14 protein-coding genes are annotated in these 26765 nt (G+C 69.9%); 5 read left to right on the top strand and 9 right to left on the bottom strand.

Annotated features, from left to right (window positions below):
- The first annotated feature begins 178 nt into the window (after nt 1-178).
- The gene (locus tag ABD798_RS00835; protein WP_344870466.1) at nt 179-457 is read left to right on the top strand and encodes a DUF6355 family natural product biosynthesis protein; all 279 of its coding nucleotides are present in this window, start codon (nt 179-181) and stop codon (nt 455-457) included.
- Here ABD798_RS00835 and ABD798_RS00830 read toward each other — a convergent pair.
- From ABD798_RS00830 to ABD798_RS00795, 8 genes are read right to left on the bottom strand one after another with little or no spacing between them, the layout of a single operon-like run.
- Nucleotides 399-965 (bottom strand): 4'-phosphopantetheinyl transferase family protein, encoded by a 567-nt coding sequence (locus ABD798_RS00830; RefSeq protein ID WP_344870465.1) that lies wholly within the window; start codon nt 963-965, stop codon nt 399-401. The genes ABD798_RS00835 and ABD798_RS00830 overlap by 59 nt on opposite strands.
- A 24-nt stretch (nt 966-989) precedes the next feature.
- Nucleotides 990-1739, bottom strand: coding sequence for a thioesterase II family protein (locus tag ABD798_RS00825; RefSeq protein WP_344870464.1), 750 nt, complete (start codon nt 1737-1739; stop codon nt 990-992).
- A gap of 14 nt (nt 1740-1753) precedes the next feature.
- Nucleotides 1754-2791, bottom strand: coding sequence for an HAD-IIIC family phosphatase (locus ABD798_RS00820; RefSeq protein WP_344870463.1), 1038 nt, complete (start codon nt 2789-2791; stop codon nt 1754-1756).
- Nucleotides 2788-3906, bottom strand: a complete 1119-nt coding sequence (locus ABD798_RS00815; protein WP_344870462.1) for an acyl-CoA dehydrogenase family protein — start codon at nt 3904-3906, stop codon at nt 2788-2790. Before ABD798_RS00815 ends, ABD798_RS00820 begins: the two co-directional genes overlap by 4 nt.
- Before the next feature lie 5 nt (nt 3907-3911).
- The gene (locus ABD798_RS00810) at nt 3912-4193 is read right to left on the bottom strand and encodes an acyl carrier protein (protein WP_344870461.1); all 282 of its coding nucleotides are present in this window, start codon (nt 4191-4193) and stop codon (nt 3912-3914) included.
- An 18-nt stretch (nt 4194-4211) separates the two neighbouring features.
- Complete coding sequence (locus ABD798_RS00805) at nt 4212-5051, bottom strand: 3-hydroxyacyl-CoA dehydrogenase family protein (RefSeq protein WP_344870460.1); 840 nt, start codon at nt 5049-5051, stop codon at nt 4212-4214.
- Nucleotides 5048-7789: a type I polyketide synthase gene (locus ABD798_RS00800; protein ID WP_344870459.1), complete on the bottom strand. Its 2742-nt coding sequence runs from the start codon at nt 7787-7789 to the stop codon at nt 5048-5050. Before ABD798_RS00800 ends, ABD798_RS00805 begins: the two co-directional genes overlap by 4 nt.
- Nucleotides 7786-16065 carry a type I polyketide synthase gene (locus ABD798_RS00795; RefSeq protein WP_344870458.1) on the bottom strand — a complete coding sequence of 2760 codons (8280 nt, stop codon included), beginning with the start codon at nt 16063-16065 and terminating at the stop codon, nt 7786-7788. Before ABD798_RS00795 ends, ABD798_RS00800 begins: the two co-directional genes overlap by 4 nt.
- Nucleotides 16066-16404: 339 nt before the next feature.
- Here ABD798_RS00795 and ABD798_RS00790 point away from each other — a divergent pair, with 339 nt between their 5' ends.
- Genes ABD798_RS00790 through ABD798_RS00775 form a run of 4 tightly spaced genes read left to right on the top strand, consistent with a single transcriptional unit; the run spans nt 16405 to nt 20358 of the window.
- Entirely contained in the window at nt 16405-16734 is a 330-nt protein-coding gene (locus tag ABD798_RS00790; protein WP_344870457.1) for a chorismate mutase family protein, read from the top strand.
- The gene (gene pabB, locus ABD798_RS00785; protein ID WP_344870456.1) at nt 16719-18704 is read left to right on the top strand and encodes an aminodeoxychorismate synthase component I; all 1986 of its coding nucleotides are present in this window, start codon (nt 16719-16721) and stop codon (nt 18702-18704) included. Before ABD798_RS00790 ends, pabB begins: the two co-directional genes overlap by 16 nt.
- An 8-nt stretch (nt 18705-18712) precedes the next feature.
- On the top strand, nt 18713-19534 hold the full coding sequence (locus tag ABD798_RS00780) for a prephenate dehydrogenase/arogenate dehydrogenase family protein (RefSeq protein WP_344870455.1): 822 nt from the start codon (nt 18713-18715) through the stop codon (nt 19532-19534).
- Nucleotides 19531-20358 (top strand): arylamine N-acetyltransferase family protein, encoded by an 828-nt coding sequence (locus ABD798_RS00775; protein WP_344870454.1) that lies wholly within the window; start codon nt 19531-19533, stop codon nt 20356-20358. Before ABD798_RS00780 ends, ABD798_RS00775 begins: the two co-directional genes overlap by 4 nt.
- A 46-nt stretch (nt 20359-20404) precedes the next feature.
- On the opposite strand, the gene ABD798_RS00770 is transcribed toward ABD798_RS00775, so the two are convergent.
- Nucleotides 20405-26755, bottom strand: coding sequence for a type I polyketide synthase (locus tag ABD798_RS00770; RefSeq protein WP_344870453.1), 6351 nt, complete (start codon nt 26753-26755; stop codon nt 20405-20407).
- Between the last annotated feature and the right edge of the window lie 10 nt (nt 26756-26765).

The following is a 26765-nucleotide window of genomic DNA, read 5'->3' as shown; positions in this document are numbered from 1 at the left end:
TGATGGGCGAACGGGCCGCCCATCACCCCGGCGCCGCCTGCGCGACCGGCCCCTGCCGAGGCGAGCGGGTCCCGACACAGTTTCATGATCAACTGAAGTCCCTTGCGGCGTCACCCGTTCGGCCGCCATGTTCCCCTCAGTCGCAAATGCGGCGAATCAGACACCAGAAGGGGACTGCGTGCTGAAGAAGATCGGGGCGTTCACCGGGGCGGCCGCACTCGCGGTCGGACTCGTGACGGGAACGGCGAGCACGGCCCAGGCCGCCGAGTGCGGCGGCTACGTGACCTTCATGGGCAATGTGGAGTACAACCACTGCGGCACGGGCAATGTCTTGATCCACGTGGACCGCTTGAACATCGGCGGGATCAAGGATTATGAGAAGTGCGTCCCGCCCGGTATCACCAAGCTCGGCGCGTGGCCGGACTGGAAGGGCGCGCACTACCTGCGTCCCTGCTGAGCGGGGACCAAGCCCGCTGTCGCACCGCGAGCGGCGGGCCGGGTGACACCACGGCTCCGGAATACCCTTGGGGCAGAACGAGTTCCGCCACCGACCAGCGCTCACCGCGCACGGTCAGCGCTCCGGCGGCGTACTCCGGCCCTGGAAGGCCGCTGAGCCCCACGCCGGTCACCTTCACGAAAGCCTCTTTGACCGTCCAGTAGCGGAAGAACTCCGCCGCCTGGTCGCGCTGCGGCAACGCGGCGATGCGCGCGTGCTCTTGAGGGAGGAGCACGCGCGCAGCCATGCCGAGGTGGTCGAGTTCGCGGTGCTGCTCGATGTCGATGCCGACGCGGCGCTCCCACGACACGGCGAGGACCGCGAGGTCGCCGGAGTGCGAGAGGTTGAAGTCCGGTCCGCCCACAACACGGGGACGGCCGGACTCCTCGCGGACGATCTCCGCACCAGGCCCGAGCACGGCGCGCAGCATGTCCTTCGCCGCGTCGGCGGGCCCCAGCCAGATGTCCACTGTCAGACGTCCACTGTCACACGTCTACTGGGCAGCGAGTTCGGCGGCGAAGATGTCGATCAGCTCGCCGGCCTTCTTCTCCAAGTAGAAGTGGCCGCCGGGGTAGGTGTGCAGCGCGAACCGGTCAGCGGCCAGCTCACCCCAGGCCTTCAGCTCGTCGTCGTCGGCGCGAGGATCGCCGTGGCCGCCGAACGTGGTCAGCGGGATCGGCAGCGGGTCCTCGGCGCGGTGGGTGTAGGCCTCGTTCACGGTGAGGTCGGCGCGGAACAGCGGGACGAACAGCTCCAGCAGCTCCGGCTCGTTGAGCACCGCGTCCGGCATGCCGCCGAGCTGCTTCAGCTCCGCGATCAGCTGCGGTTGCGGCAGGGCGCGCAGCTGCTTGCGGGTGTCGGGCAGCTGCGGGGCGGCGCGGCCGGAGACGAACAGGTGCTTCGGCAGCTGAGCACCGAGCGCGCGCAGCTTGCGGGTCACCTCGAAGGCCAGCAACGCGCCCATGGAGTGCCCGAAGAACGCGTAGGTGCCGGTGAACTGGTCACCGATGTCCGCGACCAGCTCGTCGACCAGGGCGTCCACCGAGGTGAACGGCTTCTCGCGGAAGCGCTCCGCCCGGCCCGGCGGCTGCACGGGGCAGATCGCCAGTCGGTCGCCCGCGAGGGCTCGCCACGGGGCGTAGACGGCGGCGCTGGCGCCCGCGTGCGGGAAGCAGTACACGCGGTGCTTCCCGGGCTCGCCGCCGCCGAGCGGCAGCCACCTCAGTGCGTTCGGTCGTGTCATGCCGGCTCCCTAGATCAGTCCGTGTCCACCACAAGATAAGCAGGCGGGGGCTGGATCCGGGCCAGGTCTGATTCAAACACCAGATGTGAACCGTCCCGCTCGACCTCGCTGAACCCGGCGAAGGCGTAGGTGACGTACATCATTCGGTTGCGGCCCGTTTCGACGAACTCCGCGCGCAGCTTGGCGCCGTCGGCCTTGGCCAGGCCCATGATGTGGTTCAGCAGCACCGTGCCGACACCGCGCGACATGACCCGGCAGGACATCAGCATCATCCGCAGGTGCCACGCGGGCTGACCGCGCTCGACCAGGGCGAGGCCGATCTTGCCGTAGCTGCCGTAGCGGTCGGTCAGCGACGCGACGAGCAGCAGGTGGTCGGGCGAGGTGCGCAGCGCGTCGAGCTCCTCGTAGGAGTAGGTGCGCCCGGTGGAGTTGAGCTGGTTGGTGCGGACGGTCAGCTCCTCGGCGCGCTGGAGATCCGCCTCCTGCGCCCGCGTGATGGTGAAGCGCATGTCCAGCGTGGCAAGGAATTCCTCGCTGGTGCCGCTGTACTCCTGCTCGATCACGTCGCGCTGCGCCGCAGCCTGGTACATCTCGCGGCGGATGCGGGACTCGTCGGTGACGAACTTCGGCCGGAAGTCCTCCTGCGCCAGGATCGTCGGCAGATCGCCGAGCGCGTCCACGGTCAGCACCGCGGGCAGGACGTGGGCGACCTCCTCGCGCTCGAAGGGCTGGTCGTCGACGAAGGCGATCGCGTCGAGGCCGATGTTGATGGACTTGGCGATCTGTTCGATGGAGCCGGACTTCGCGTTCCAGTTGATCTGCGGGTACAGGAAGTACTCCGCGAGCCCGAACTCGTGCAGCTTGGCCATGGCGGCGTCGTGGTCGTTACGGCTGGCCACCGAGTGCAGGATGCCCAGCTCGTCGAGGCGGCGGATCTCCTCGGCCACCTCGTCGCGGAGCTTGACGTCGCCGTCCTCCAGCAGGATTCCCTCCCAGACGGTGTTGTCCAGGTCCCACACCACGCACTTGATGCGCCCGAGCTTGGGTTTCACAGCGCTACCTCTCGATATGCCACGTCGGCGATCGTCAGCTGCTGGAGTTCCGTGCTGCCTTCGATGATTTCCATGACCTTGGAGTCGCGGTACAGCCTCGCGACGGGGTGGTCCGGGCTGCACCCGTTGGCGCCGTGGATCTGCACGGCGTCGCTGGCGGCCTTGGTGGCGGCCGTGGACGCGTGGTACTTGGCGATCCAGGTGGCCATGATCGTCTCGGGGTCGTCGGCGTCCTTGAGCGCGCCCGCCCGCTCGCACAGCAGCCGCGCCGCGTCGCGGGCGGTCACCATGTCGCTGATCTTGGCGCGCAGCTGCGGCTGGTCGCGCAGCAGCTTCCCGCCGGCCGAGCGCTCGGCGGTGTAGCGCGCGCTGGCCTCCAACGCGGCCTGCACGATGCCGAGCGATCCGCACGCGACGCTGTAGCGGCCGATGTCCAGCGCCCCGGTCATCACCGTGCCCGCCGCCCAGCCGCGCGGGCCGAGCAGGGCGTCCGCGCCGAGCTTCACGTCGGTGAAGGTGATCTCCGCGATCATGCTCGCCGCGGTGCCCATCATCCTCGGCAGGGGCGTGACCTCGACGCCAGCAGCGTTGCGCGGCACCAGGAACGTGCTCATCCCGGGTCCGGTCCTCGCGAAGACCATCATCAGGTCGGCGACCTGCCCGCCGGTGATCCACTTCTTGCGGCCGTTGAGCACCCAGCCCTCGCCGTCCGGCTCGGCGGTGGTGCCCTCGGCCTTGGAGTCGCTGCCGCTGCTGTCGGGCTCGGACAGGCAGAAGACGCCGAAAGTGTTGCCGGAAGCCAACTCCGGCAGCCACTGCGCTTTCTGCTCGTCGGTGCCCCAGCGGTTGACCGACCAGGACACCATGCCGTGCACGGTGAGCATGCTGCGCAGGCCGGAGCAACCGCGGCCGATCTCGGTGTGCAGGCGGCCGACGGTGACGTAGTCCGTGCCGGAACCGCCGACCTCCGAGGGCAGGAACGGCGCCCAGAGGCCGAGCGAGCCGACCTGCTTGAGCAGCGATCCGGGCAGCTGCTCGGTGCGGTCGAACTCCTCGGCGCAAGGGGCGACCTCGGCGTCGACGAACTCCCTCGTCAGCTCGGGCGTGACGTTCATAAGGATCAGCCCGTCACAGCGCTGATGCTCGACCCCGCAAGCGGATCTTCGGACTGCTGGCGCGCGATCAGTTCGGTCATCGCGTCGATGCTGCGGAAGTTGTCCAGCTTCAGCTCGTCGTTGGGGATGCGCACCGAGAACGCCTTCTCGATGAACATCACCAGCTCCATGGCGAAGAGCGAGTTGACGAAGCCGAGCGCGAAGATGTCCTGGTCGTCGGCCAGTTCGATCTTCGGGAACTTGCCGACGATGAACTGGCGCAGCTCGGCGCGGGCGTTGTCGGACATGGGAACGCTCCTTGAGGATCAGTAGGTGTAGAAGCCCTTGCCGGACTTGCGGCCGTGCAGCCCCGCGTCCGTCATCTGCTTGAGCAACGGGCACGGGCGGTACTTGCTGTCGGCGAAGTGCTCGTAGAGGACCTCGACGCTGTAGAGGATCGTGTCGACGCCGATCAGGTCGGCGGTCTCCAGCGGGCCCATGGGGTGGCCGAAGCAGCTGCGGAACACGTCGTCGACGGTCTCGGCGCTCGCGACGCCCTCGTACACCAGGTACGCGGCCTCGTTCACGGTCAGCATGAGCACGCGGTTGGACACGAAGCCGCTGGCGTCGTTGACGTCGATGCCGCGCTTGCCCGCCGAGCTCAGCAGCTCGCGCACGGTCTCGATGGTCTCGGGTGCCGTGTGGTACCCCTTGATCAGCTCGGCCGCGGGCTTCATCGGTACCGGGTTCATGAAGTGCACGCCAGCGACCTGGGTGGGCCGCTTGGTCAGCGAGGCGAGCTTGGTGATCGGGATCGCCGAGGTGTTGGCGACGAAGATCGTCTCCGCCTTGCAGGTGGCCTCCAGCTCCTGCCACACCGCCTTCTTGATCTCCCAGTTCTCCGTGACGTTCTCGATCACGATGTGCGCCTCGGCCAGCAGCGCCAGGTCGGTACCGGTGGTGATGAGCGAGAGCACCTGCTCGTGGTCGACGGCGGGGCCACCCATCATCCGGCTCATCCGCGCGTTGAGCTCGATGGCGTTGAGGGCCTTGGCCAGGGCGACGGGATCGTTGTCGATCAGCACGATCTCGTGCCCGGCCTGGGCGAAGGTCTGCGCGACGCCCGAGCCCATCACGCCCGCGCCGACCACTCCAACAAGACTCATCGGTTCTCTCCTCGTTCCTGTGGGTCAATCCAGTGGCGCTGCCGCTCGAAGGCGTGCGCGGGCGCGGTCGTCTTCCGCGCGCCCCGGCCACGGTGGTAGGCGGCCCAGTCGATGTCGGCCCCGGTGAGCCAGAGCTTGCCGAGCGCCCCGGTCAGTACGGACTGAGTCCCACTCGGGTCGGACTCCCCCGGCAGCGTCGGAAGCAGCAGTGACCACCGGCTGGACGGCACGTCGGGGTGCCCCCGGAACATCGCGCCGAGCGACTGTCCGGCGCCGAGCTCGACCATCGCGGCGTCCGGGTGCTCGGCGGCGAGGTGGCCGACCATGTCGGCGAACTGGACCGTGCGGCACATGTGCTCGGCCCAGTAGCCGGGGTCCTTGAGCTGGCGCTCCGTGATCGGCGCGCCCGTCACGTTGGACAGGTACGGGATCTTGGGCGCCTGCGGGTCGAGGTTCTGCCGCGCCCACGCGGTCAGCTCGGCGGCGACCGGGCGCAGCGCGCGCGAGTGGAACGCGTGCGTGGTGCGCAGGTAGCGGGCAGGAACCGAGTCCGTGATGGACCCGAGTTTCTCGGGCGAGCCGGAGAGCACGATCATCGCGGGCCCGTTCACCGCGGCGACGTCGATGTCGTCGAGCGGGCCGACCTTCGCGGTGAGGTCTGCGACGGAGAGCGGGACGGCGGCCATGGCGCCCTGCGGGAGCTTCGCGATCAACTTCGCGCGCACGGCGACCAGGCTCGCGGCCTCGGTCAGGGTCAGGGACTCGGAGAGCGCCGCCGCGACGAATTCGCCGACGCTGTACCCCGCGAGCACGCTCGGCGTGATTCCCCAGTCCAGCACCAGCTTCCCGAGCGCGTACTCCACTGCGAAGACAGCGGGCTGGACGATCTCGGTGGCTGCCGTCTCGGTGTCGTCGGTTCGGCCGAGGAGGCGCGCGAGGTCGTTGCTGGCGGCTCCGCGCGCGGCGATCATGTCCGCGATCGGTTCGGTGCCGAGGTGGTCGCGGAAGATCGCCGAGCACTCGTCGATCGCCTCGCGGAACACCGGCTCATCGCGGTAGAGATCGCCGACCATGCCCTTGTACTGCTCGCCGACCCCCGCGATCAGGAAACCGACCTCGCGGCCTTCGATCACGTTGCTGTCGGCGAGAACTCTTCCGTCGGCGCCAATGTCCTCAATGGACTCCACCACGGCCATGCGCCGGTGGCCGAAGGCTCGGCGGCCGATCTGGAGCGTGTAGGCGAGGTCCTCCACGGGCTCGGTGCTCGCGGCGATGCGCTCGGTCAGCGCGTCGGCGGCCTCGGCGGAAGTGCCGGACCAGACGAGCAATGAGTGCGCACGGGGGTTGGGCTCGGCCTCGGGCTCGGGGGCTTCCTCCAGCACGACGTGTGCGTTGGTGCCACCGAAACCGAAGGAGTTCACGCCCGCGACGCGAGGCCGTTCGCCGCGCTCCCACGGCTCGGTCGAGCTCGGCACCTGGACGCGGTCGCCGGTGCGCGCGAGCTGCTTGTTGGGAGTGGTGAAGTTCAGGGTGCCCGGCAGCTCCTCGTGGTGCAGCGCGAGCACGGTCTTGATCAACGACGCGATGCCCGCTGCCTGGTTGAGGTGGCCGATGCCGGACTTCGCCGAACCGATCTTCAACTGCGCGGACTCGGCGAAAACCTGTTGGATGGCGGCCACTTCGGCCGCGTCACCGAAGACCGTGCCGGAGGCGTTGGTCTCGACGAAGTCCACCTCGTCGGCCTCGACACCAGCCGCGCCGAGGGCTTCGGCCATCACGGCGGCCTGGCCCTGCACGCTCGGCGCGGTGAAACCGGCCTTGTCGGAGCCGTCGTTGTTGACCGCCCAGCCCCGGATGACCGCGTAGATCCGGTCGCCGTCCTCCAGCGCGTCCTCCAAGCGGCGCAACACGACCGCACCCGCGCCGTCGCCGGTGATCTTGCCGTTGGCCTCGGCGTCGAAGGGGCGCACGACGCCGTCCGAGCTGAGCCGGTTTGCCTCGGAGTACCAGTAGCCGGGCGGCTGCACGAGCAGCGAGACGCCACCCGCGACCGCGACGTCGGTCTCCCCCGCCGCCAAGCTCGTGCAGGCCGTGCACACCGCGACGAGCGAGGTGGCGCTGTGCGCCTGCACGGTGACGGCCGGGCCGGTGAGATCGAGCGAGTACGAGACGCGACCGGCGAGGGTGTCTTTGTCGTTCAACAGGATCAGGTGCTCGGGGCCGACCTTGACGAACAGGTCCTCGTGGGTCATCAGGTTGAGCATGAGGTAGGTCGACGGCCCGCAGCCCGCGTAGACCGCGACCGTGCCGTCCACAGTGGACGGATTGATGGCAGCGTCCTCCAACGCGTGCCAGACCGTCTCCAGGAACACCCGGTGCTGCGGGTCCATCAGCGCGGCTTCCTCGGGATCGACCCCGAAGAAGCCCGCGTCGAAGGCGTCCACTCCGGACACCCCGGCCGAGACCGGGACGTACTGCGGGGCGTTGGCGTGCTCGGCGGGAACTCCGGCCGCGATCAGCTCTTCCTTGCTGTGCTTGACGATCCCGGAGCGACCCGCCACCAGGTTCGCCCAGAAGCCCGCCGCGTCGTCGGCTCCCGGGAACCGCCCGGCGAGCCCCACGACCGCGATGTCGCCGGAAAAGCCAGTGTCCTGCGGGATACCCGCACCCAGTCGGTCCTCGCGTGCGGGAAGATCGTCGCACGCAGGAACCTCCTCTTCAAAGCTCTCTTCGCTCATCGCTTCCCGCTCCTCCTGCCGCGCGCCATGCGACGGCGTTCCCCGCGCGCCGCACTGCCCTTGAGCACCTTGGCCGGGCTGTCCCCGCTCGGCGCCGCCTCGTCGCGGAGCAGCTCCGCGAACTGGGCGACCGTCGGCTTCTCGAACAGGCTCGCCGCGGCCAGCTCCACGGAGAACTCCTTGGCCAGCCTGGCGATCACCACCAGGCCGATCAGCGAGGTCCCGCCCAGCTCGAAGAACGGGTCGTGCGCGCCGACCTGCTCAAGGCCGAGACATTCCTGCCACACCAGCGAAACACGGCGTTCCACGTCGTCGCGCGGGGCCAGGTAGGCCACGCGCAGGTCCGGCCTCGGGTAGCGCTCGGAGACCGGCACGACACCGACACCGTCGGCGACCGCGTCCATCGAGTTGACCTCGGCGAACGTGCGGACCGCCTCCGGCAGGGGCCGGGTGAGCACCAGCACCTGGGGGGCGCCGGATGCCACGATCCTGCTCAGCTCGTCGACGCCGTCGGTGCCGCGGATGCCGTACTTGGCACGGTAGTCGCGAACGGCCTGCTGGAACTCGGGTGAGCCGGAAAGCGCGTCGTTTGACCAGTTGTCGTACAGCCAGGCGCCCCAAGCCACAGACACGACGTGCTTGGCTGTGCTACCGGTGACCGATTCCGCGGCGGCGAAGGCGTCCAGGAACGCGTTGGCGGCGGCATAGTCGTACTCGCCGACCGCGCCGACCACGGTCACGGCGGAGGAGTAGAGCACCAGCAGCTCGACCGGATCGGCTCGCAGCTCCTCGGCCAGCGCCAGGGTGCCGTTCACCTTGGGCGCCAACACCTCTGCGGCCTGCTCGCGGCTCTTGGTCTGCAACAGGCCCTTGCCCGCCACGCCCGCCGCGTGCACGACTCCGTGGAGTTCACCGAAGTGCTCACGCGCCGTACGAAGCATCGCCTTGACCTGCGCGGGATCGGAGACATCGGCGCTGATCGGCAGCACCTCCGCGCCCAGGGCGATGAGGTCCTTCATGTCGAGCAGGGTCTTGCTGGTCTTGTCGTCCGGGCCGTGCGCCTCGATCCAGGAGTTCCACTGCGCGCGCTCCGGCAGGGTCCTGCGGCCGACCAGGGCCAGCTTGGCGCCGAGCCCCGCGAGCCTGCGGGCCAACATCAACCCGAGACCGCCGGTGCCACCGGTGATCAGATAGGTGCCGCCCTCGCGCCAGGCCACCGAATCGTCCACTTCGGACAGTGGAGTGACCTCGAAGTCCCGCAGCCATCGGCGTCCGCGCCGCCACGCCACCGGAGCGTGCGCGGTGCCCGCTTCGGTTCCCTGTGCGGCGATCTCCGGCGCGAGCAGATCGGACTCGCGGAGCAGCCGTGCGGCGATCGTCGCGGGCTCGGTGGTGGACTCGACGTCCACGTAGCGCGGGTAGATCAGCGGGTACTCGTGGTCGATCGCACCAACCGCGCCGAACACCATGGCGGACAACGGATTGGCGGCGTCCTCGCCGAGCACGTCGAAGGTGTCCACGCCCGCCGCGACCAGGCTCACGACGCGGTTCGGCAACGCCGAGCCCACGGCCTGGACGAGTTCCATGAGGTGGTAGAAGCCGTTCTCCACGGCGGTTTCCGGCTCCGGGAGTCCCTTGTGGACCCCGAAGGCGTGGATGATCCGCAACGGGGCGCCAGCGCGGTCGGCAATGCCATCGAGAGCCGCACGCGAGTCCTCCCCCGGCTCGACGATCCGCACCTCGTGCCCGGACTCTGTGGCGAGGTCCGCGAGGTGGTCGCCGATGTGCGCGCGGTCCGCGAAAACGATCACTGTGGTGGGGGCGGCACCGGCGAGCGCGGACTTGGCGTCCTGCCTGCGCCAGATCGGCGTGTGCGAGAACATCCCCGGCTTGCCCTGGACCTTGGGTTCTGGTTCGGAAGCAGGCCTGGTGTCGTACTCCGGCCAGTAGCGAACCCGCTGGAAGCGGTAGCTCGGCAGGTCGACCGGAGTGCGCTCCGGCGAGTGCCCGGCGGTGAAGTCCACCTTCACCCCGCTCTGCCACAGCTTGCCCAGCAGCACGAGGAAGTCGTCGTTCTGGTCGACGGTGACGTCCGCGTCGTCGATCAGCTCGACGCCCCACGTGCTCAGGCGCTCCGCGAGGTCGGGGCTGACGTTGCCGCCTGCTCGCGTCCTCGTGGTGGGGGCGTCGACGGGCGTGACGCCCGCGCGGAGCTTGGCCACCGCGTCGGCGATGTCGTGCGCCACGACGAATCCGCGCAGCGGGTGGCTCGTGCGGCGGGCCTGCGTGGTGTAGGCGACGTCCGCGAGGTCGAGTGCCGGATTGGCTTCGAGGTGGTCGGCGAGCGCGGTGACGGCCTCGGTGAAGGCACTCGGGCTCTTCGCGGAGACGGTGATCAGCTGCGGGGCTTCCGTCGAGGCGATCTTGACCTCATCGGCTGGAACCTGCTCCAGGACGAAGTGCGCGTTGGTACCCGACCACCCGAAGGAACTGACGCCCGCGAGCACGGGGCCGTCACCGGCGAACGGCGTGAGGCCCTGGACGGGGCGCACAGTGCCGTCGACGGTGACGACGTCGTTCGGCTGCGTCATGTTGAGGTTGCCGGGCATCTCGTTGTGCTGCAACGCCAGCACGGTCTTGATCAAGCCCGCCATGCCCGCCGCCGCGAGCGTGTGCCCGACGTTGGACTTCACCGCGCCGACGTAGAGCGGGTGGCCAACCGCGCGCTGCTCGAAGATCTCGCGGAGCACGCCGAACTCGATGGAGTCGCCGAGCGGAGTGCCGGAACCGTGCGCCTCCACGAAGGAGATCTCGTCCGGAGTGACACCGGCCGCCGCGTGCGCGGCCTTGATCACCGCGAGCTGAGCGGCGCGGTTCGGGGCGGTGAGCCCGTTGCTCTGCCCGTCCTGGTTGGTCGCGGTGGCCTTGATCAGCGCGCGCGGGCGGTCACCGGCGCGCACCGACGAAGCCCTGCGCAGGATGACCGCGCCGCCGCCCTCGCCGACCACGTAACCGTCGGCGGAGGCGTCGAAGGTCTTGGTGCGGCCGTCCTCGGCGAGCATGCTCATCTTGCACGCCTGCACAAAGGTCTCCGGCGTCAGAATCCCGGACGTGGCGCCGACGATCGCGATGTCGCACTCACCGCGCTGGAGGCTCTGCACGGCCAGGTGCATGGCCACCAGCGACGAAGAGCACGCGGTGTCGACGGTGAGGCACGGCCCGTGGAGGTCCAGGTGGTACGCGATGCGCCCGGCCGCAGCGCTGAGGGAGTTCCCGAGGCTGAAGTACGGGTCGTTGGAGCAGGCCTCGCCGTCCACCTCCAGCTGGCGGAAGGAGTACTGAAGGGAGTCGATCAGGCCCGCGAAGACACCGGTACGGCTGCCGCGCAGCTCCTCGGCGGTGATCCCCGCGTCCTCGATCGCCTCCCAGACCAGCTCCATCAGCAGCCGGAACTGCGGGTCGAGGCGGCGCGCCTCCTGCGGGGAGAGGCCGAAGAACGGCGCGTCCCACCCGGCGATGTCGTCGATGAAGCCACCGGCCTGGGTGTAGGCCTTGCCCGGCGCGGTGCGGTCGGGGTCGAAGAACTTCGAGGCCTCCCACCGGTCGGCGGGCACCTCGCGGATGACGTTCCCGCCCTCGGCCAGCATGTCCCAGTACTGCTCGGGGGTGTTGCTGCCGCCCGCGAACCGGCACGCGATGCCGGTGATCGCGATCTGCTCGTCACCGGCTACCTGTGCGGTGACGACCGGGACCACGTCGCTTTCCACTCCAGAAAGCGATGCGAGCAGGTGCGCGGCGAGCGCCGTCGGCGTCGGGTGGTCGAAGACCAATGTGGGCGGCAGTACCAGGCCGGTCTCGGCGTTGAGCCGTCCGCGCAGCTCCACAGCGGTCAGCGAGTCGAAGCCGAGCTTGGTGAACGGCTCGTCGGGCAGGATGTCGTCGATCCCACCGTGTCCGAGGACCTGCGCGGAGTAGGTGCGCACCAGCTCCAGCAGCACGCGGTCACGCTCGGCCTCGGAGAGCCCGGCCAAGCGGTCGCGCCAGACTCCGGCTTCGGCTGTCTCGCGAGCGCGAGCGGCCTCCTCCTCGGCGATGGCCAGCACGGCGGGCAGGTCCGCGATGAGCGGGGCCGGGCGCATCGCGGTGAAGGTCAGCGCGAAGGCCCGCCAGTCGATGTCCGTGACGGTGACGGTGGTGTCGTCGGTGTCCAGGGCCTGCTGCAACGCGGCGACGGCCAGGTCCGGCGCCATCGCGGGCACGCCCAGCTCGGTGAGGAAGGCGTCGATCTCCTCGCCGACGCTCATGCCGACCTCGCCCCAACGACCCCAGGACACCGCGGTCGCGGTCAGCCCCTGCGCCCTGCGGTACTCGGCGAAGGCGTCCAGGAAGGTGTTCGCGGCCCCGTAAGCGGCCTGGCCGCCGTTGCCGAGCACGCCGCCGATCGAGGAGAACATCACGAAGGCGTCCAGCTCGGTGCCCTCGGTGAGGCGGTGCAGGTTCAGCGTTCCGTCCACTTTGGACCGGAGCACGTCGGTGAACCCGGCCGCGGTGGCCTCGTCGATCTGCTCCATCCTGAGCACACCGGCCGCGTGGATGATCGAGGTCGGCGGCTCGTCCAGCTCCGCGAAGAGCTTGGTCAGCGCGTCCAGGTCCGCCACGTCGCACGCACGCACCGTCACGCGGGCGCCCAGCTCGTTCAGCTCAGCGACCAGTTCCGACGCTCCGGGCGCGGTGTCACCGCTGCGAGAGGTGAGCACGAGATGCTTGGCGCCGTTGCGCGCCAGGTGAATCGCGACCTTGCCGCCGATGCCGCCCGTGCCGCCGGTGATCAGGACGGTGCCACCCGGGCGCCACGCGCGCTTGGGGATCGCCGCACCGGCTTCGCTGAACCGCCGCGCCAGCAGGCCAGAGGGCCGCACCGCGAGTTGGTCCTCGTTGGACACTCCGCCCAGCGCCGTCGCGAGGAGCTGCTTCGCCCGCTCGCCGACCTCGGCCGGCAGGTCGATGAGGCCGCCCCAGCGCAGCGGCTGCTCGATCGCGGCGACTCGGCCGAAGCCCCACAGTTGCGACTGCCCCGGAGCGGTGACGGTGCCGTTCTCGCTCGCGGCGACCGCACCCTGCGTGACGGCCCAGATCGGCGCGTCGATCTCCTGCCTGAGCAGGCTGATCGTGTTCTCGATGGCGGTCGATTCGTCCAGCCCCAGCAGGGAAAGCACGCCCCGCGCTTCGCCGCTGACCTGGTCGACCGTGACGGCTTCGACGGTGGCTCCGGCGGCGGTCAGGGCTTCGGTGGCACCGGCGACCCAAGGGTGGTCCTGGCGCGTGGCGGGCACGACGAGCAGCCACCGTCCGGCGACGGAGGAGCCACTGCCGCTGACCGGCTTCCATGTGACGCGATAGCGCCAAGTGTCCACAACGGACAGTTGTTGCTTCGCGCGGCGCCAGTTCGCAAGGGTCGGCAGTACCGCACTCAGCGTGGCTTGGCCGCTGGCGTCAGCGACCGCGAGTTCCGCTGCGAGGGTTTCGAGGTCGCCCTTGTCGACGGCATCCCAGAACCGCTTCTCTTCGGGGCTCGACGCCGGGGCTTCTGCGTCCTCTCCGGAGAGCCAGTAGCGCTTGCGCTGAAAGGCATACGTCGGCAGGTCGACGCGCTGCGCGCCGGAGCCCGCGAAGAACGCCGACCAGTCGACACTGATGCCTCGGGCGTGCGCACGAGCCGCCGCGAGGGTCGCTGTGTGCGCTTCGTCGCGGTCCTTGCGCAGGAAGGAGAAGAACGAAGACCTGCTTGCAGGGTCGAGCTTTGATGCTGTGCGGTCGTCGATACAGCCCTCACCCATGGCGGAGAGCACTCCGTCGGGGCCGATTTCGAGGTAGGTGCTGACACCGAGTGCCGCCAGGGACTTGATGTTGTCGGCGAAGCGCACGGCGTCGCGGACGTGGTTGACCCAGTAGTCGGCGGTGGTGATGTCACCGCTCGCGACCATGTCGAGCGTCGGCTTCGCGTAGGTGATCGACTCGGCGACCTTGCGGAAGTCCGCCAGCATGCCGTCCATGAGCACGGAGTGGAACGCGTGCGAGACGGTCAGCTTCTTGGTCTTGCGGTCGGTGAAGTGCGCCGCGACGGCCTCGGCCTCGGCCGAGTCGCCGGAGATCACCACGGACGTCGGGCCGTTGATCGCGGCGATGCTCACGCGGTCGGTGAGGTGCGGAAGGACCTCGGCCTCGGTCGCCTGGATCGCGATCATGGCTCCACCACTGGGCAGAGCCTGCATGAGGCGGCCCCGCTCGGAGACCAGCCGCGCCGCGTCTTCGAGGGAGAACACACCCGCGACGTGCGCGGCGGCGATCTCGCCGATGGAGTGCCCCGCGACGAAGTCCGGCTTGATGCCCCAGGACTCGACGAGCCGGTACAGCGCGACTTCGAGGGCGAACAGCGCGGGCTGCGCGTTGCCCGTCTGGTTCAAGTCGGCTTCTGAGATCGCCGGGAGGTGCGCGCACACCTCGTCGTAGGCCTTCGCGAAGGCCGGGAAAGCCTTGTACAGCCCGCTTCCCATGCCCACGCGCTGCGAACCCTGGCCGGCGAACAGGAACGCGGCCTTGCCGTCTCGGATCTGGTCCTGCACCACGTCGGTGGTGGCGGTGCCTTCGGCCAGCGCGGTCAGCGCGGCGAGCAGTTCGTCCCGCCCGGCGGCCACCACGGCGGCCCGGTGCTCCAGCGCGGCGCGCCCGGTGGCCAACGAGAACGCAATGTCCACATCGGACAGTCGGTCATTGCTGTCTACAAAGGACTTCAGCTGCTGGGCCTGCGCCTCGAGCGCGCGGGCGGAGCGGCTGGAGAGCACCCACGGCACCACCGGCAGCTCGCCGATCACCTGCGGCGCAACCTCTTCGACGGCAGGCGCCTGCTCAAGGATGAGGTGCGCGTTGGTACCCGATACCCCGAAGGACGAGATCGCAGCGCGGCGCGGGCGATCGACCTCCGGCCAGGGGCGTGAGTCGGTGAGCAGAGACACCGCACCGGCACTCCAGTCCACTTGGGACGAAGGTTCGGTGACGTGGAGTGTCTTGGGCAGGACGCCGTTGCGGATGGCCTCGACCATCTTGATGATGCCGGCGACGCCCGCAGCGGCCTGGGTGTGGCCGAGGTTCGACTTCAGCGAGCCGAGCCATAGTGGACGGTCCTCGGCACGGCCCTTTCCGTACGTGGCAAGGAGAGCCTGCGCCTCGATCGGATCACCGAGCGGCGTGCCGGTTCCGTGCGCCTCCACGGCGTCGATGTCGCCGGGCGCGAGGCGGGCGTTGCTCAGCGCCGCGCGGATGACGCGCTGCTGCGCCGGGCCGTTGGGTGCGGTGAGGCCGCTGGAGGCACCGTCCTGGTTGACGGCGGAGCCCCGGATCACCGCGAGGACCTGGTGGCCGTTGCGCTGCGCGTCGGAGAGCTTCTCCAGCAGCACCATGCCGACGCCCTCGCCCCAGCCCGTGCCGTCGGCGCTGTCGGAGAACGCCTTGCACCGGCCGCTGGGGGAAAGCCCGCGCTGGCGGGAGAACTCGATGAACGGTCCCGGCGTCGCCATCAGCGTGACTCCGCCAGCCAGTGCCAGCGAGCACTCCCCCGCCCGCAGTGCGTTGGCCGCCAAGTGAACCGCGACCAGCGACGAGGAGCACGCGGTGTCGATGGAGACCGCAGGGCCTTCGAGGCCGAAGGTGTAGGCGACGCGCCCGGAGGCCACGCTGCCCAGGCTGCCGGTGCCCAGGTAGCCCTCGAACTCCGGCGGCGGCACCTGCAACCGTGACGCGTAGTCGTTGTAGATCACACCGGCGAAGACTCCGGTGGAGCTGCCCTTCAACGACGCCGGGTCGATGCCCGCGCGCTCGATGGCCTCCCAGGAGACCTCCAGCAACAGCCGCTGCTGCGGGTCGGCCGCCAGCGCTTCGCGCGGGGACATCCCGAAGAACTCCGGATCGAACTCGGCGGCGTCGTGCAGGAAACCGCCCTCGCGGCTGTAGGAGGTGTGCGCCACCTCGGGATCGGGGTTGTACACCTCCGGGCTCCAGTCGCGGTCGACCGGGAAGCCCGAGACCGCGTCCGTGCCGTCGGCGACCAGGCGCCACAGGTCCTCCGGAGTGCGGACCTCACCCGGAAAGCGACAGCTCATGCCGACGATCGCGATCGGCTCGAAGTCCCGTTCCTGCGCGTCGTGCAGACGACGGCGGGTCTCCCTGAGGTCGGTGGTCAACCGCTTCAGGTATTCGAGGTACTGCTCTTCTGTCGCCATGTATGCCGCAACTCCCTTGAAGCCCGGTTCCGGGGCGCACGCGCATGGGTTCCCCTGCTCCAGACCACCACATCGGCACGGCACTTGTTAGTGCACAATCGCCTAGAACCTCGTCCGTCCACAGTGGACCATTCAGCCTCCTTTCCGAGAGCTTCTTTCGGATTCCCGCGACCGCGGGATACGCCAGAACGAGATTCTGCACCACCTTTTCCGACTCCATCCACCACGATTCCAGCACGGCTGAACAGGCCTTGATCGATCACGGAAAACCGGTATCGTCCACACTCCCCACCAGCGAACGCGCATTTTCTGAAATGAATTCATGGGAGTGCCATGTTTGTGGACGAGTCACCGGGTACCGATCGCCTGGAAGACCTGCGCGCGGAACTCGACGAGATCGACGGCCGCCTGCTCGACGTGGTCCGGGAACGCATCGAGTGCTGCGTGCGCATCGCCGGGCACAAGCTCGAACACGACGTCCCGATGATGCAGCCGCACCGCATCGGCCTCGTCCAGCGACGGGCGGCCGAGTACGGCAGGGCGCACGGGGTCGACGAGGACTTCCTGCGCAGGCTCTACGACCTGCTCATCGGCGAGACCTGCCGGGTCGAGGACCTGGTCATGGGCAACACCCCGGCCCAGGAGCGGCCCCCGTGCGCACCCTCCTGATCGACAACTACGACTCCTTCACCTACAACCTCCACCAGCTGATCGGCGAGGTCACGGGCACGCCACCGGTGGTCGTGCGCAACGACGCGCACTGGACCGAGGTCGCGCTGGAGGACTTCGACGCCGTCGTGATCTCCCCCGGCCCCGGTCGGCCCGACCGTGCACGGGACTTCGGGATCAGCGCCCGCGCCCTCGACTGCGGCCTGCCGGTGCTCGGCGTGTGCCTGGGCCACCAGGGCATCGCGCACCTCTTCGGCGGCCGGGTGGAGCACGCCCCGGAGCCGGTGCACGGCCGCGTCTCGTCGGTGCACCACACCGGGACCGATCTCTTCCAGGGCGTGCCGAGCCCGTTCGACGCCGTGCGCTACCACTCGCTCGCGGTCACCGAGCTGCCCGAGGAGCTCGAAGCCCTCGCGTGGACCGAGGACGGCGTGCTGATGGCGGCGCGGCACCGCAGCCGACCGATCTGGGGCGTGCAGTTCCACCCGGAGTCCATCGGCAGCCAGTACGGCCGCGAGCTGCTCGCCAACTTCCGCGATCTCGTGCTGGGCCTCCGGGTGCACGTTCGGCGGCTCGACGGGCTGCCCGATCCGGAGACCGCCTACCGCGAGCTCTTCGCCGGCGGAGAGTGCGGTTTCTGGCTGGACAGCAGCGCGGTCATCGACGGGCTGTCCCGCTTCTCCGTGCTGGGCAACGGGAACGGCCCGCTCGCCGAGCACGTCAGCTACCGCGTCGCCGACGGCTGGGTCGAGGTGCGCCGCCGCGACGGCTCGACGGAGGTCGTTCGACAGCGCTTCTTCGACTACCTCGACGACCAGTTGAGCAAGCGCGCCTTGCCCGTCCCGCCGGGCCTGCCCTTCGAGTTCAACCTCGGCTACGTCGGCTACCTGGGCTACGAGCTGAAGGCCGACACCGGCGGTCAGGCCGCGCACCAGGCCGAGACGCCGGACGCCGAGATGCTGTTCGTCGACCGCGCGGTCGTTCTCGACCACCTCACGGGGACCACGTACCTGTTGGCACTCAGTCGTGGGGATCTCGCTCAGGCGACCGCGTGGTTGGAGGAGACCAGCCGTCGGTTGCTCGCACTGCCGCCCCACGAGCCCCGTCCGGCCGACGTGCTCGTCGACCTGCCCGATGTCCCCGTCGAGATGCGGCACGACCGCGAGGCCTACCTCAAGCGCGTCGACGCGTGCCTCGCGGAGATCCGGGACGGCGAGTCCTACGAGATCTGCCTGACGAACTCGATCGAGGTCGCCGCCGAGGTCACGCCGCTGAGCGCCTACAGCCGGTTGCGCGGCGTCAGCCCGGTTCCCTACGGCGCGCTGCTGGACTTCCCCGGGGTCGCCGTGTTGAGCGCGTCCCCGGAACGGTTCTTGTCGATCACCGCATCCGGCGTCGCGGAGTCCAAGCCCATCAAGGGAACCCGGCCGCGCGGCGCCACTCCCGCCGAGGACGAGGCGCTGCGCCAGGACCTGCTCACCCATGAGAAGGACCGCGCCGAGAACCTGATGATCGTCGACCTGGTGCGCAACGATCTCAACGTGGTGTGCGAGACCGGCTCGGTCCACGTGCCCGCGCTGTTCCACGTCGAGACCTACGCCACGGTGCACCAGCTGGTGTCGACCGTGCGCGGTGAGCTGCGGGCCGGGGTGTCCACAGTGGACTGCGTGCGGGCCGCCTTCCCCGGTGGGTCCATGACGGGCGCGCCGAAGGTCCGCACGATGGAGATCATCGACCGGTTGGAGGAGGGGCCGCGCGGCGTCTACTCCGGCGCGCTCGGCTGGTTCTCCCTCGGTGGCGCGGCCGATCTGAACATCGTGATCCGCACGCTGGTGATCACCGGCGGTGGCGTCAGTTTCGGGGTGGGCGGCGCGGTCGTGGCGTTGTCCGACCCCGCCGAGGAGTTCGAGGAGACGATGGTGAAGTCCCGCGCGATGCTCGCCGCCGTGGCACAGCGGGAGACGTCGTGAGGTGCGTGGTGGCCGGAGGCGCCGGCGCGGTCGGCGGCCTCCTCGTCGAGCTGCTGCGCGGCTGCGACTTCGAGGTCCACGTCCTGGACATCGCCACCGGCGCGGACATCACCGCGCCGCCCGCAGAGGTCGGCTCGGCCGACGTGGTCGTGCTCGCAGTGCCGGAGCCGGTCGCCCTCGCGGCGATCGAACCGCTGGCGGCGGCCATGAAACCGGGTGCGCTGCTGGTGGACACGTTGTCCGTCAAGGGACCCGTGGTCTCCGCGATCCGCGAGCACATGGCGGACTTCGAGGCGCTGAGCATCAATCCGATGTTCGCGCCGTCGCTGGGGATGCGCGGACGCGCGGTCGCGGCCGTCTCCGTCCACAGTGGACCGAGATCGGTGCGGCTGCTGGAGCTGATCGAGGGCTGGGGCGCGCGCGTCGTGTTGGTCGGCGCGGAGGAGCACGACCGGCTGGCCGCCGCCGCGCAGGTGCTGACGCACGCGGCCGTGCTCGGGTTCGGCGTCGCGCTCACGGAGCTGGACGTGGACATCGCCGACCTGACCGCCCTCGCACCGCCGCCGCACGCGATGTTGCTGGCGCTGCTCGCCAGGATCGCTGGTGGCACACCGGAGGTCTACTGGGACGTGCAGTCGGCGAACCCGCAGGCCCCGGCCGCTCGCAAGGCGCTGGCCAGCGGGGTGCGCAGGCTGGCGGAGGTGATCGAGAACGGTGGTGAGGAGGAGTTCACCGGGCTGCTCGGCACGCTGACCGACTTCTTCGGGACCGATCTCGGCCGCTACCGCGACCTGTGCGCGCGGACGTTCGCGGGGATGGAGCAGGCGTGACGAGCTACCTGGCCAAGCTCGGCCTCACACCGGAGCCTCCGAGCGTGCAAGGACTTCACCGCTTGCACGCCGCCCACGTCGAGCGAGTGTCGTACGAGATCTTCGAGGACCAGATCGGCCTGCCGACCTCCGCGGAGCCCGACGACGTGGAGAAGCGGATCGTGCACCACCGGCGCGGCGGGAACTGCTACCAGCTGAACCTGATCTTCGCGAAACTCCTTGCCTCACTGGGCTATTCCGTGCAACTGCACCGCAGCGACGTTCGGTACACCGAGGACGACCTCTCGCCGTTGCGGTGCACTCACGTGTGCCTGACGGTGGGCCCCTTCCCCGAGGACCCCGACACGCGGTGGCTGGCCGATGTCGGTCTCGGGGACGGGTTGCACCAGCCGCTGCCCCTCCGCGTCGGCGATCACCGACAGGGTCCGTTCGCCTACCGCTTGGCGCCTTCTCCCGTGGTAGACGGGGGTTGGCGGTTCTTCCACGACCCGCGCGGCTCCGTGTTCAGCGTCGACATCTCCCCGGAGACGAGCCCCGCGGCCGAGTTCGTCGAGCTGCACCGCGCCAGGGCGAACCTCCGGCCGATCTCCGCGGCGCTGCGCAGGCACGCCAACGGCTCCGACACGCTTCGCGCGCTGACGTTGACGCGGTGGATGGGCGAGGAGTGCGAGACCTCGCGGCTGTCGTCGCGGGCGGAGTGGTTCGACGCGCTCGACGGGATCTTCGACGTGGGCCTCGACGATCTGTCCGAGCACGACCGCGACCGGTTGTGGGCCTCGTTGAACTCGCAGCAGGAGCAGCTCGACCGCTTCTCCTGGCGGTAGTGCCCGGCTCCGCGTCCGGTGTCGCGGGGCCGGGCACCACCGGTGCTCAGGCGCCGAACTCGCTGTCGATCAGTGCGAAGATGTCCTCCGCCGTCGCCGACTCGACGTCGGAGGCGTCCTTGCGCTCCCCCTTGGCGTTCCACGTCGCCAGGAGCTTGCGGAGCCGGGCGTCGATGTCCGCGCGCTCGGCCTCGCCCGGGTCGGCGGAGGAGATCAGGTTCTCCAGCCGGCTGATCTCGTCGGTGAGCGGGACCGCCGCCGCGGCCTCGTCCGGAACGACCTCGGTCAGCAGGTACTTGGCCAGCGCGTCGGGGGCGGGGTAGTCGAAGATCAACGTGGTCGGCAGCTTCAACCCCGTTGCCGCGCCGAGGGAATTGCGCAGCTCGACGCCGGTCAGGGAGTCCAGGCCCAGCTCCAGGAAACCCCGGCTGGCGCCGACGGTCTCCGAGGAGGAGTGACCGAGGACCATCGCCACCTGCGTGCGGACCAGCTCCAGCAGGTGCCGCTCGCGCTCGGCCTCGGAGAGCCCGGCCAGGCGCTGCCGCAGCTCTTCCGCCCGGCCCGCCACGTCGGCTCGGGCGACCCGGCGCGACGGGGCCTTGACCAGCTCGCGCAGCAGCGGTGGAACGACCACGTCGGCACGCGCGCCCGCCCGCAGGAACGGGAGGTCGATCTTCATCGGCACCACGACCGAGGCGCCGAGCGCGGCGGAGGCGTCGAACAGCGCCATGCCCTCCTGCCCGCTGAGCGCGCCGAACCCGTTGCGGGTCATGCGGTTCACGTCACCGTCACCGAGCCCGACGGTCATACCGTCCTCCCACAGCCCCCACGCCTGGGACTGGGCGACCAGGCCGTGGGCGCGGCGGTGCTCGGCGAGGGAGTTGAGGAAGACGTTGGCCGCCGCGTAGTTGGCCTGCCCCGGCGTGCCCATGACTCCGGCCGCCGAGGAGAACAGCACGAACATCGCCAGGTCCTGCTCCAGCGTCAGCTCGTGCAGGTTCCACGCCGCGTCCACCTTCGGCCGCAGCACCTCGCGCACGCGCTCCGGGGTGAGCTGGCCGATCAGTCCGTCGTCGAGCACACCTGCCGTGTGGATCACGCCGGTGAGGTCGAAACGCCCCAGCAGAGCCGAAAGAGCGTCGCGGTCGGCCGCATCGCACGCGGCGATGGTCACCGTGGCACCCAGTTGCTCAAGCTCCGCGCTGAGTTCGGCGGCACCCGGCGCGGACGAGCCGCGGCGGCTGGTGAGCAGGAGGTTGCGCACGCCGTGCTCGGTGACCAGGTGCTTGGCCAGCCTGCCGCCGAGACCGCCCGTTCCACCGGTGATCAGGACCGTGCCTTCGGGTCGCAACGGCTGCGGGATCGTCAGCACGAGCTTGCCGATGTGCTTGGCCTGGCTGATGAAACGGAACGCCTTCGGCGCGTCGCGCACGTCCCAGGTCTTGATCGGCAGCGGGGTGAGCGCGCCCGAGTCGAAGAGCTCGATCAGCTCCTTCCACATCTCGGCGGTCCGGTCCTCGCCCGCCTCGTAGAGGTCGTACGCCTCGTAGGTGACGTTCGGGTGTTCGAGCGCGACCTCATCCTGGGTCCGGATGTCGGTCTTGCCCATCTCCAGGAAGCGCCCACCGCGCGGCAGCAAGCGCAACGACGCGTCGACGAACTCGCCGGTCAGCGCGTCGAGAACGACGTCAACGCCCTCACCGCCAGTGGCAGCAAGGAACTCCTGCTCGAAGTCCAACGTCCGCGACGACGCGATGTGCTCGATCCCGTTGTCCCGCAACACGTGCTGCTTCGCGGCGCTCGCTGTGCCGAAGACCTCCGCACCGTAGTGCTGGGCGATCTGCGTCGCGGCCATACCGACCCCGCCCGCTGCGGCATGGATCAGAATCCGCTCACCAGAACGCAAACGCGCAAGGTCGTGCAATCCGTAGTAGGCGGTCAGGTACACCACCGGAACGGAAGCCGCCTGCTCGAAGGACCAACCGTCCGGGATGTTCGTCACGTAGGCGCGGTTCACGACGCTGACGGGGCCGAAACCGCCGTCCAGCAAGCCCATCACCTTGTCCCCGACGGCCAGATCGGCGACCGAGGAGCCGACCTCGGTCACCACACCGGCGGCCTCGTAGCCGGGTCGGCCGGTGTGCTCGCCGAGCATGCCGAGCACGTTCAGCGCGTCGCGGAAGTTCATACCGGTAGCGCGAACGTCGAGGCGAACCTGGTTGGGCTGCAACGGTTCCAGCGCGTCCGGTGCTGGCAGCAGCTCCAGGTCGTTGAGCGAGCCCCTGACCTTGACGCCCGCGCGCCACGCGGTCTCGCCCTCCGGCGGCGCGATCGTGCCCCCGTCGGCGGCCGACACGAGGCGGGCCGCGAAGAACTCGCCGTCGCGGTGCAGGATCTGGGGCTCCCCGGTCGCGATGGCCGCACCGACCACAGTGGACAGTTCGGCGTCCGGGAGCGACGGATCGACGTCCACCAGCACGAAGCGCTCGGGGTTCTCCGACTGCGCGGAGCGGATCAAGCCCCACACCGCGGAGCCCGGCAGGTCGGTGACGTCGTGACCGGTGTCCGGGACCATCGCGCCCCTGGTCAGCACCACGAGCGTGGCGTCGTGGTCGGCTTCGAGCCACCGCTGCGCGATGTCCAGGACGCGGACGACCTCGCTGTGCGTCCTTTCCACCACCGCGTCGGTGCTCGGGTCCAGCGCGAGCACTACCGCGCCGGATTCGGATTCGCCTTCGCCGTAGTGGCTGAAGGAAACCGGGTCAGCGCTCGGAACCGGGGACCAGGCGAGCTTGAACATCGAGTCGGCGCCGGGGGCGGCCGTGCGCACGAGCTTGTCGGTGGAGAAAGCCCGCACAGCAAGGGAATCCACGGTGATCACGGGCGCGCCGCTGGAGTCCATCGCGACGACGGTGGCCGAGTCGGGGCCGGTCGGGGTGATGCGGACGCGGAGGATCTTGGCGCCGGTGGCGCGCAGGGTGACACCGCGCCAGGCGAACGGCAGCGCGCCTTCGCCTCCGTCCTCGCGCAGGAACATCCCGTGCAGCGCGGCGTCCAGCAGCGCCGGGTGGATGCCGAACTCGCCGCCCTTCGCCTTCGCCGCGTCCGGCAGCTCAACCTCGGTGTAGATCTCCTCTCCCGAGCGCCACGCATTCTTGAGGCCCTGGAACGCCGGGCCGTAGGCGAAACCGCCATCGGCCAGCTCGGCGTAGAGGCCGTCCAGCTCGATGCTGCGCGCACCGGCGGGCGGCCACTCCGCCAGACCGGCGGGCTCGGCCGAGCCGGACTCGACGAGGCTGCCCTGACCGTTGAGGCTCCACGGAGCGCTACCGTCCCCGCGCGAGTAGATCGAGACCGAGCGCTGGCCGTCCTCGGAGCCGCCGACGACGACCTGGACGTCGATCGTGCCCGTCGCGGGCAGAACCACCGGCGCGAACAGGGTCAGTTCCTCCACGGTGGCGCAGCCGAGTTCGTCACCGGCGCGGATGGCCAGCTCGACCAGTGCGGCGCCGGGCACCAGCACGGTGTCGCCGACGGCGTGGTCGGCCAGCCACGGCTGCGTGGCCAGCGAGATCCGGCCGGTGAAGACCAGCCCGTCGCCCTCGGCGAGCGACAGGGCCGCCCCCAGCAGCGGGTGACCGGCGGGCTGAAGGCCGGCGCGCTCGACGTCAGCCACCTGCTCGTCGCGCTCCAGCCAGAAGTGGCGGTAGTCGAAGGCGTAGGTGGGCAGGTCGACGCGGCGAGCTCCCGTCCCCGCGAAGAAAGCCGCCCAGTCCGGCTCGTGACCGGCGCAGTGCGCGGCGGCGAGCGCGGAGACGACAGCGGCAGGCTCCGTGCGGTCGCGGCGCAGCACCGGGACGAACACGGCGGGTCCCTCGACGCAGTCCACGCCCAACGCCGACAGCGCGCCACCGGGGCCGACCTCGACGAAACGCGTCACCCCCTTGGACTCCAACGTCCGGACACCGTCGAGGAAGCGGACCGCGTTGCGGATGTGCCGCACCCAGTAGTCGGGGTCAGCCAGTTCCGCGCCGGTCACCACGGAGCCGGTCAAGGTGGAGACGATCGGCACGCGGGGCTCGTTGTAGGTCAGCGACCCGGTGACCTCGCGGAAGTCGTCGAGGATGCCGTCCATCAGCGCGGAGTGCGAAGCCTGGCTGATCACCAGACGCTTCACCTTGCGCCCCCGCTCGCGGAAGATCTCGGCGACCGCGGCGGCCTGCTCCTGGTCGCCGGAGACCACGACGGAGTTCGGGCCGTTGATCGCCGCGATCCCGACGCGGTCACCGGAAAGGGCTTCGAGGACCTCCTGCTCCGTGGCCTGGATCGCGATCATCGCACCGCCCTCGGGCAGGCTGTTCACCAGCTGGCCGCGCCGGGCGACCACGCGCACCGCGTCCTCCAGCGACCACACGCCCGAGACGTAGGCGGCGGAGAACTCGCCGATGGAGTGCCCGGCGACGAACGCGGGGTGCACGCCCCACGACTCCAGCAGGCGGAAGAGCGCGACCTCGATGGTGAACAGGCCGGGCAGCATGAAGTCGATGCGGTCCAGCAGCTCGGACTCGCCGAACATCACCTCGCGCAGCGACTGCGACAGGTGCTTGTCGAACTCGGCCGTGATCTCGTCGAAGGCCTCGGCGAACACCGGGAACGCGGCGTGCAGCTCGCGCCCCATGCCCAGGTACTGCGAGCCGCCACCGGTGAACAGGAACGCGGTCTTGCCCGCGACGGCCTCGCCGGTCACGACGTCGGAGGCGGACAGCCCGTCGGCGAGCGCCCGCAGCGCGGCGCGGCGGTCCCCTCCGACGACGGCGGCGCGGCGCTCGTGGCTGGTGCGCGTGGTCAGCAGCGAGAAAGCAATGTCCAGCGCGGAAACGTCCGGGTTGGCGTCCACATGGGACAGAAGCCGTTCCGCTTGGCGGCTCAGCGATTCGGTGGTCGTGGCGGAGAGCACCCACGGCACCTCCGGCAGTTCGGTGACGACCTCGGGCACCTCCTGCTCGACAGCGGGAGCCTGCTCGATGAGCACGTGCGCGTTGGTGCCGGAGATGCCGAAGGACGACACGGCGGCGCGGCGCGGGCGGCCGGTCTCCGGCCACGGCTGCGTCTCGGTGAGCAGCGCCACCTCACCCTCGGACCAGTCGACCTGGCTGGAGGGCTTGTCGATGTGCAGCGACTTCGGCAGCACGCCGTGCTCGATCGCCTTGACCATCTTGATGATCGCCGCGACACCGGCGGCGGACTGCGTGTGGCCGATGTTGGACTTCACCGAGCCGAGCCACAGCGGGGCGCTCTCCCCCCGCTCCCGGCCATAAGTGGCCAGAAGTGCTTGTGCCTCAATGGGATCGCCGAGCGCGGTGCCCGTGCCGTGCGCCTCCACAACGTCGATCTCGTGCGAGGCCAGGCGCGAGTTGGCCAGCGCGGCCCTGATCACGCGCTGCTGCGACGGCCCGTTCGGCGCGGTCAGGCCGTTGGACGCGCCGTCCTGGTTGACCGCGGAACCGCGCACGACGCCGAGCACCTTGTGCCCGTTCCGCACGGCGTCGGAAAGGCGCTCCAGCAGCACCATTCCCGCGCCCTCAGACCACATCGTGCCGTCCGCGCCGTCGGCGAAGGCCTTGACGCGGCCGTTGCCCGCGAGCCCGCGCTGGCGGGAGAACTCGACGAACGCGTGCGGTCCGGCCATCACCGCGACACCGCCCGCCAGCACCAGGGAGGTCTGGCGGTTGCGCAGCGCCTGGACACCGAGGTGCACCGCGACCAGCGCCGAGGAGCAGGCGGTGTCCACGGAGACGGCCGGGCCCTCCAGGCCGAGGGTGTAGGCGATGCGCCCGGAGAGGACGCTGCCCGAGACCCCCGTCGCCAGGAACCCCTCGACCTCGGCCGGCACCGCGCCCGCGAGGCTGCTGATGTAGTCCAGGTGCATGACGCCCGCGTAGACGGCGGTGTCGCTGCCCTTGAGCCTGCTCGGATCGATCCCGGCCCGCTCGATCGCCTCCCACGTGACCTGGAGCAGCAGCCGCTGCTGCGGGTCCATCGCGACGGCCTCGCGCGGGCTGATGCCGAAGAACTCCGGGTCGAACAGGGAGGCGTCGTGCAGGAAGCCGCCCTCGCGCACGTAGGTCGTGCCGGGGTTGTCCGGATCGGGGTGGTACAGCGCCTCGTTGTCCCAGCCGCGGTCGGTCGGGAACGGCGTCATGCCGTCCACCTCCCCCGCGACCAGGTCCCACAGCTGTTCCGGCGTGCTGACGTCGCCGGGGTAGCGGCAGGCCATGCCGACGATCGCGATCGGCTCGGTGTCCTTGGACTGGGCCTCCCGCAGCCTCTTGCGGGTGTCGCGCAGTTCGGCCGTCATCCGCTTGAAGTACTCAAGGCTCTTGTCGTCTGCGTTCACAACTGACTCC

Source organism: Allokutzneria multivorans (assembly GCF_039537405.1).
Lineage (GTDB): Bacteria > Actinomycetota > Actinomycetes > Mycobacteriales > Pseudonocardiaceae > Allokutzneria > Allokutzneria multivorans.
This window is presented reverse-complemented; position numbering and strand designations above follow the sequence as displayed.

Coding starts and splice junctions, on each gene's coding strand:
- ABD798_RS00805 (WP_344870460.1), bottom strand. CDS start 5,051: ATGAGTCTTGTTGGAGTGGTCGGCGCGGGCGTGATGGGCTCGGGCGTC.
- ABD798_RS00810 (WP_344870461.1), bottom strand. CDS start 4,193: ATGTCCGACAACGCCCGCGCCGAGCTGCGCCAGTTCATCGTCGGCAAG.
- ABD798_RS00800 (WP_344870459.1), bottom strand. CDS start 7,789: ATGAGCGAAGAGAGCTTTGAAGAGGAGGTTCCTGCGTGCGACGATCTT.
- ABD798_RS00815 (WP_344870462.1), bottom strand. CDS start 3,906: ATGAACGTCACGCCCGAGCTGACGAGGGAGTTCGTCGACGCCGAGGTC.
- ABD798_RS00825 (WP_344870464.1), bottom strand. CDS start 1,739: ATGACACGACCGAACGCACTGAGGTGGCTGCCGCTCGGCGGCGGCGAG.
- ABD798_RS00795 (WP_344870458.1), bottom strand. CDS start 16,065: ATGGCGACAGAAGAGCAGTACCTCGAATACCTGAAGCGGTTGACCACC.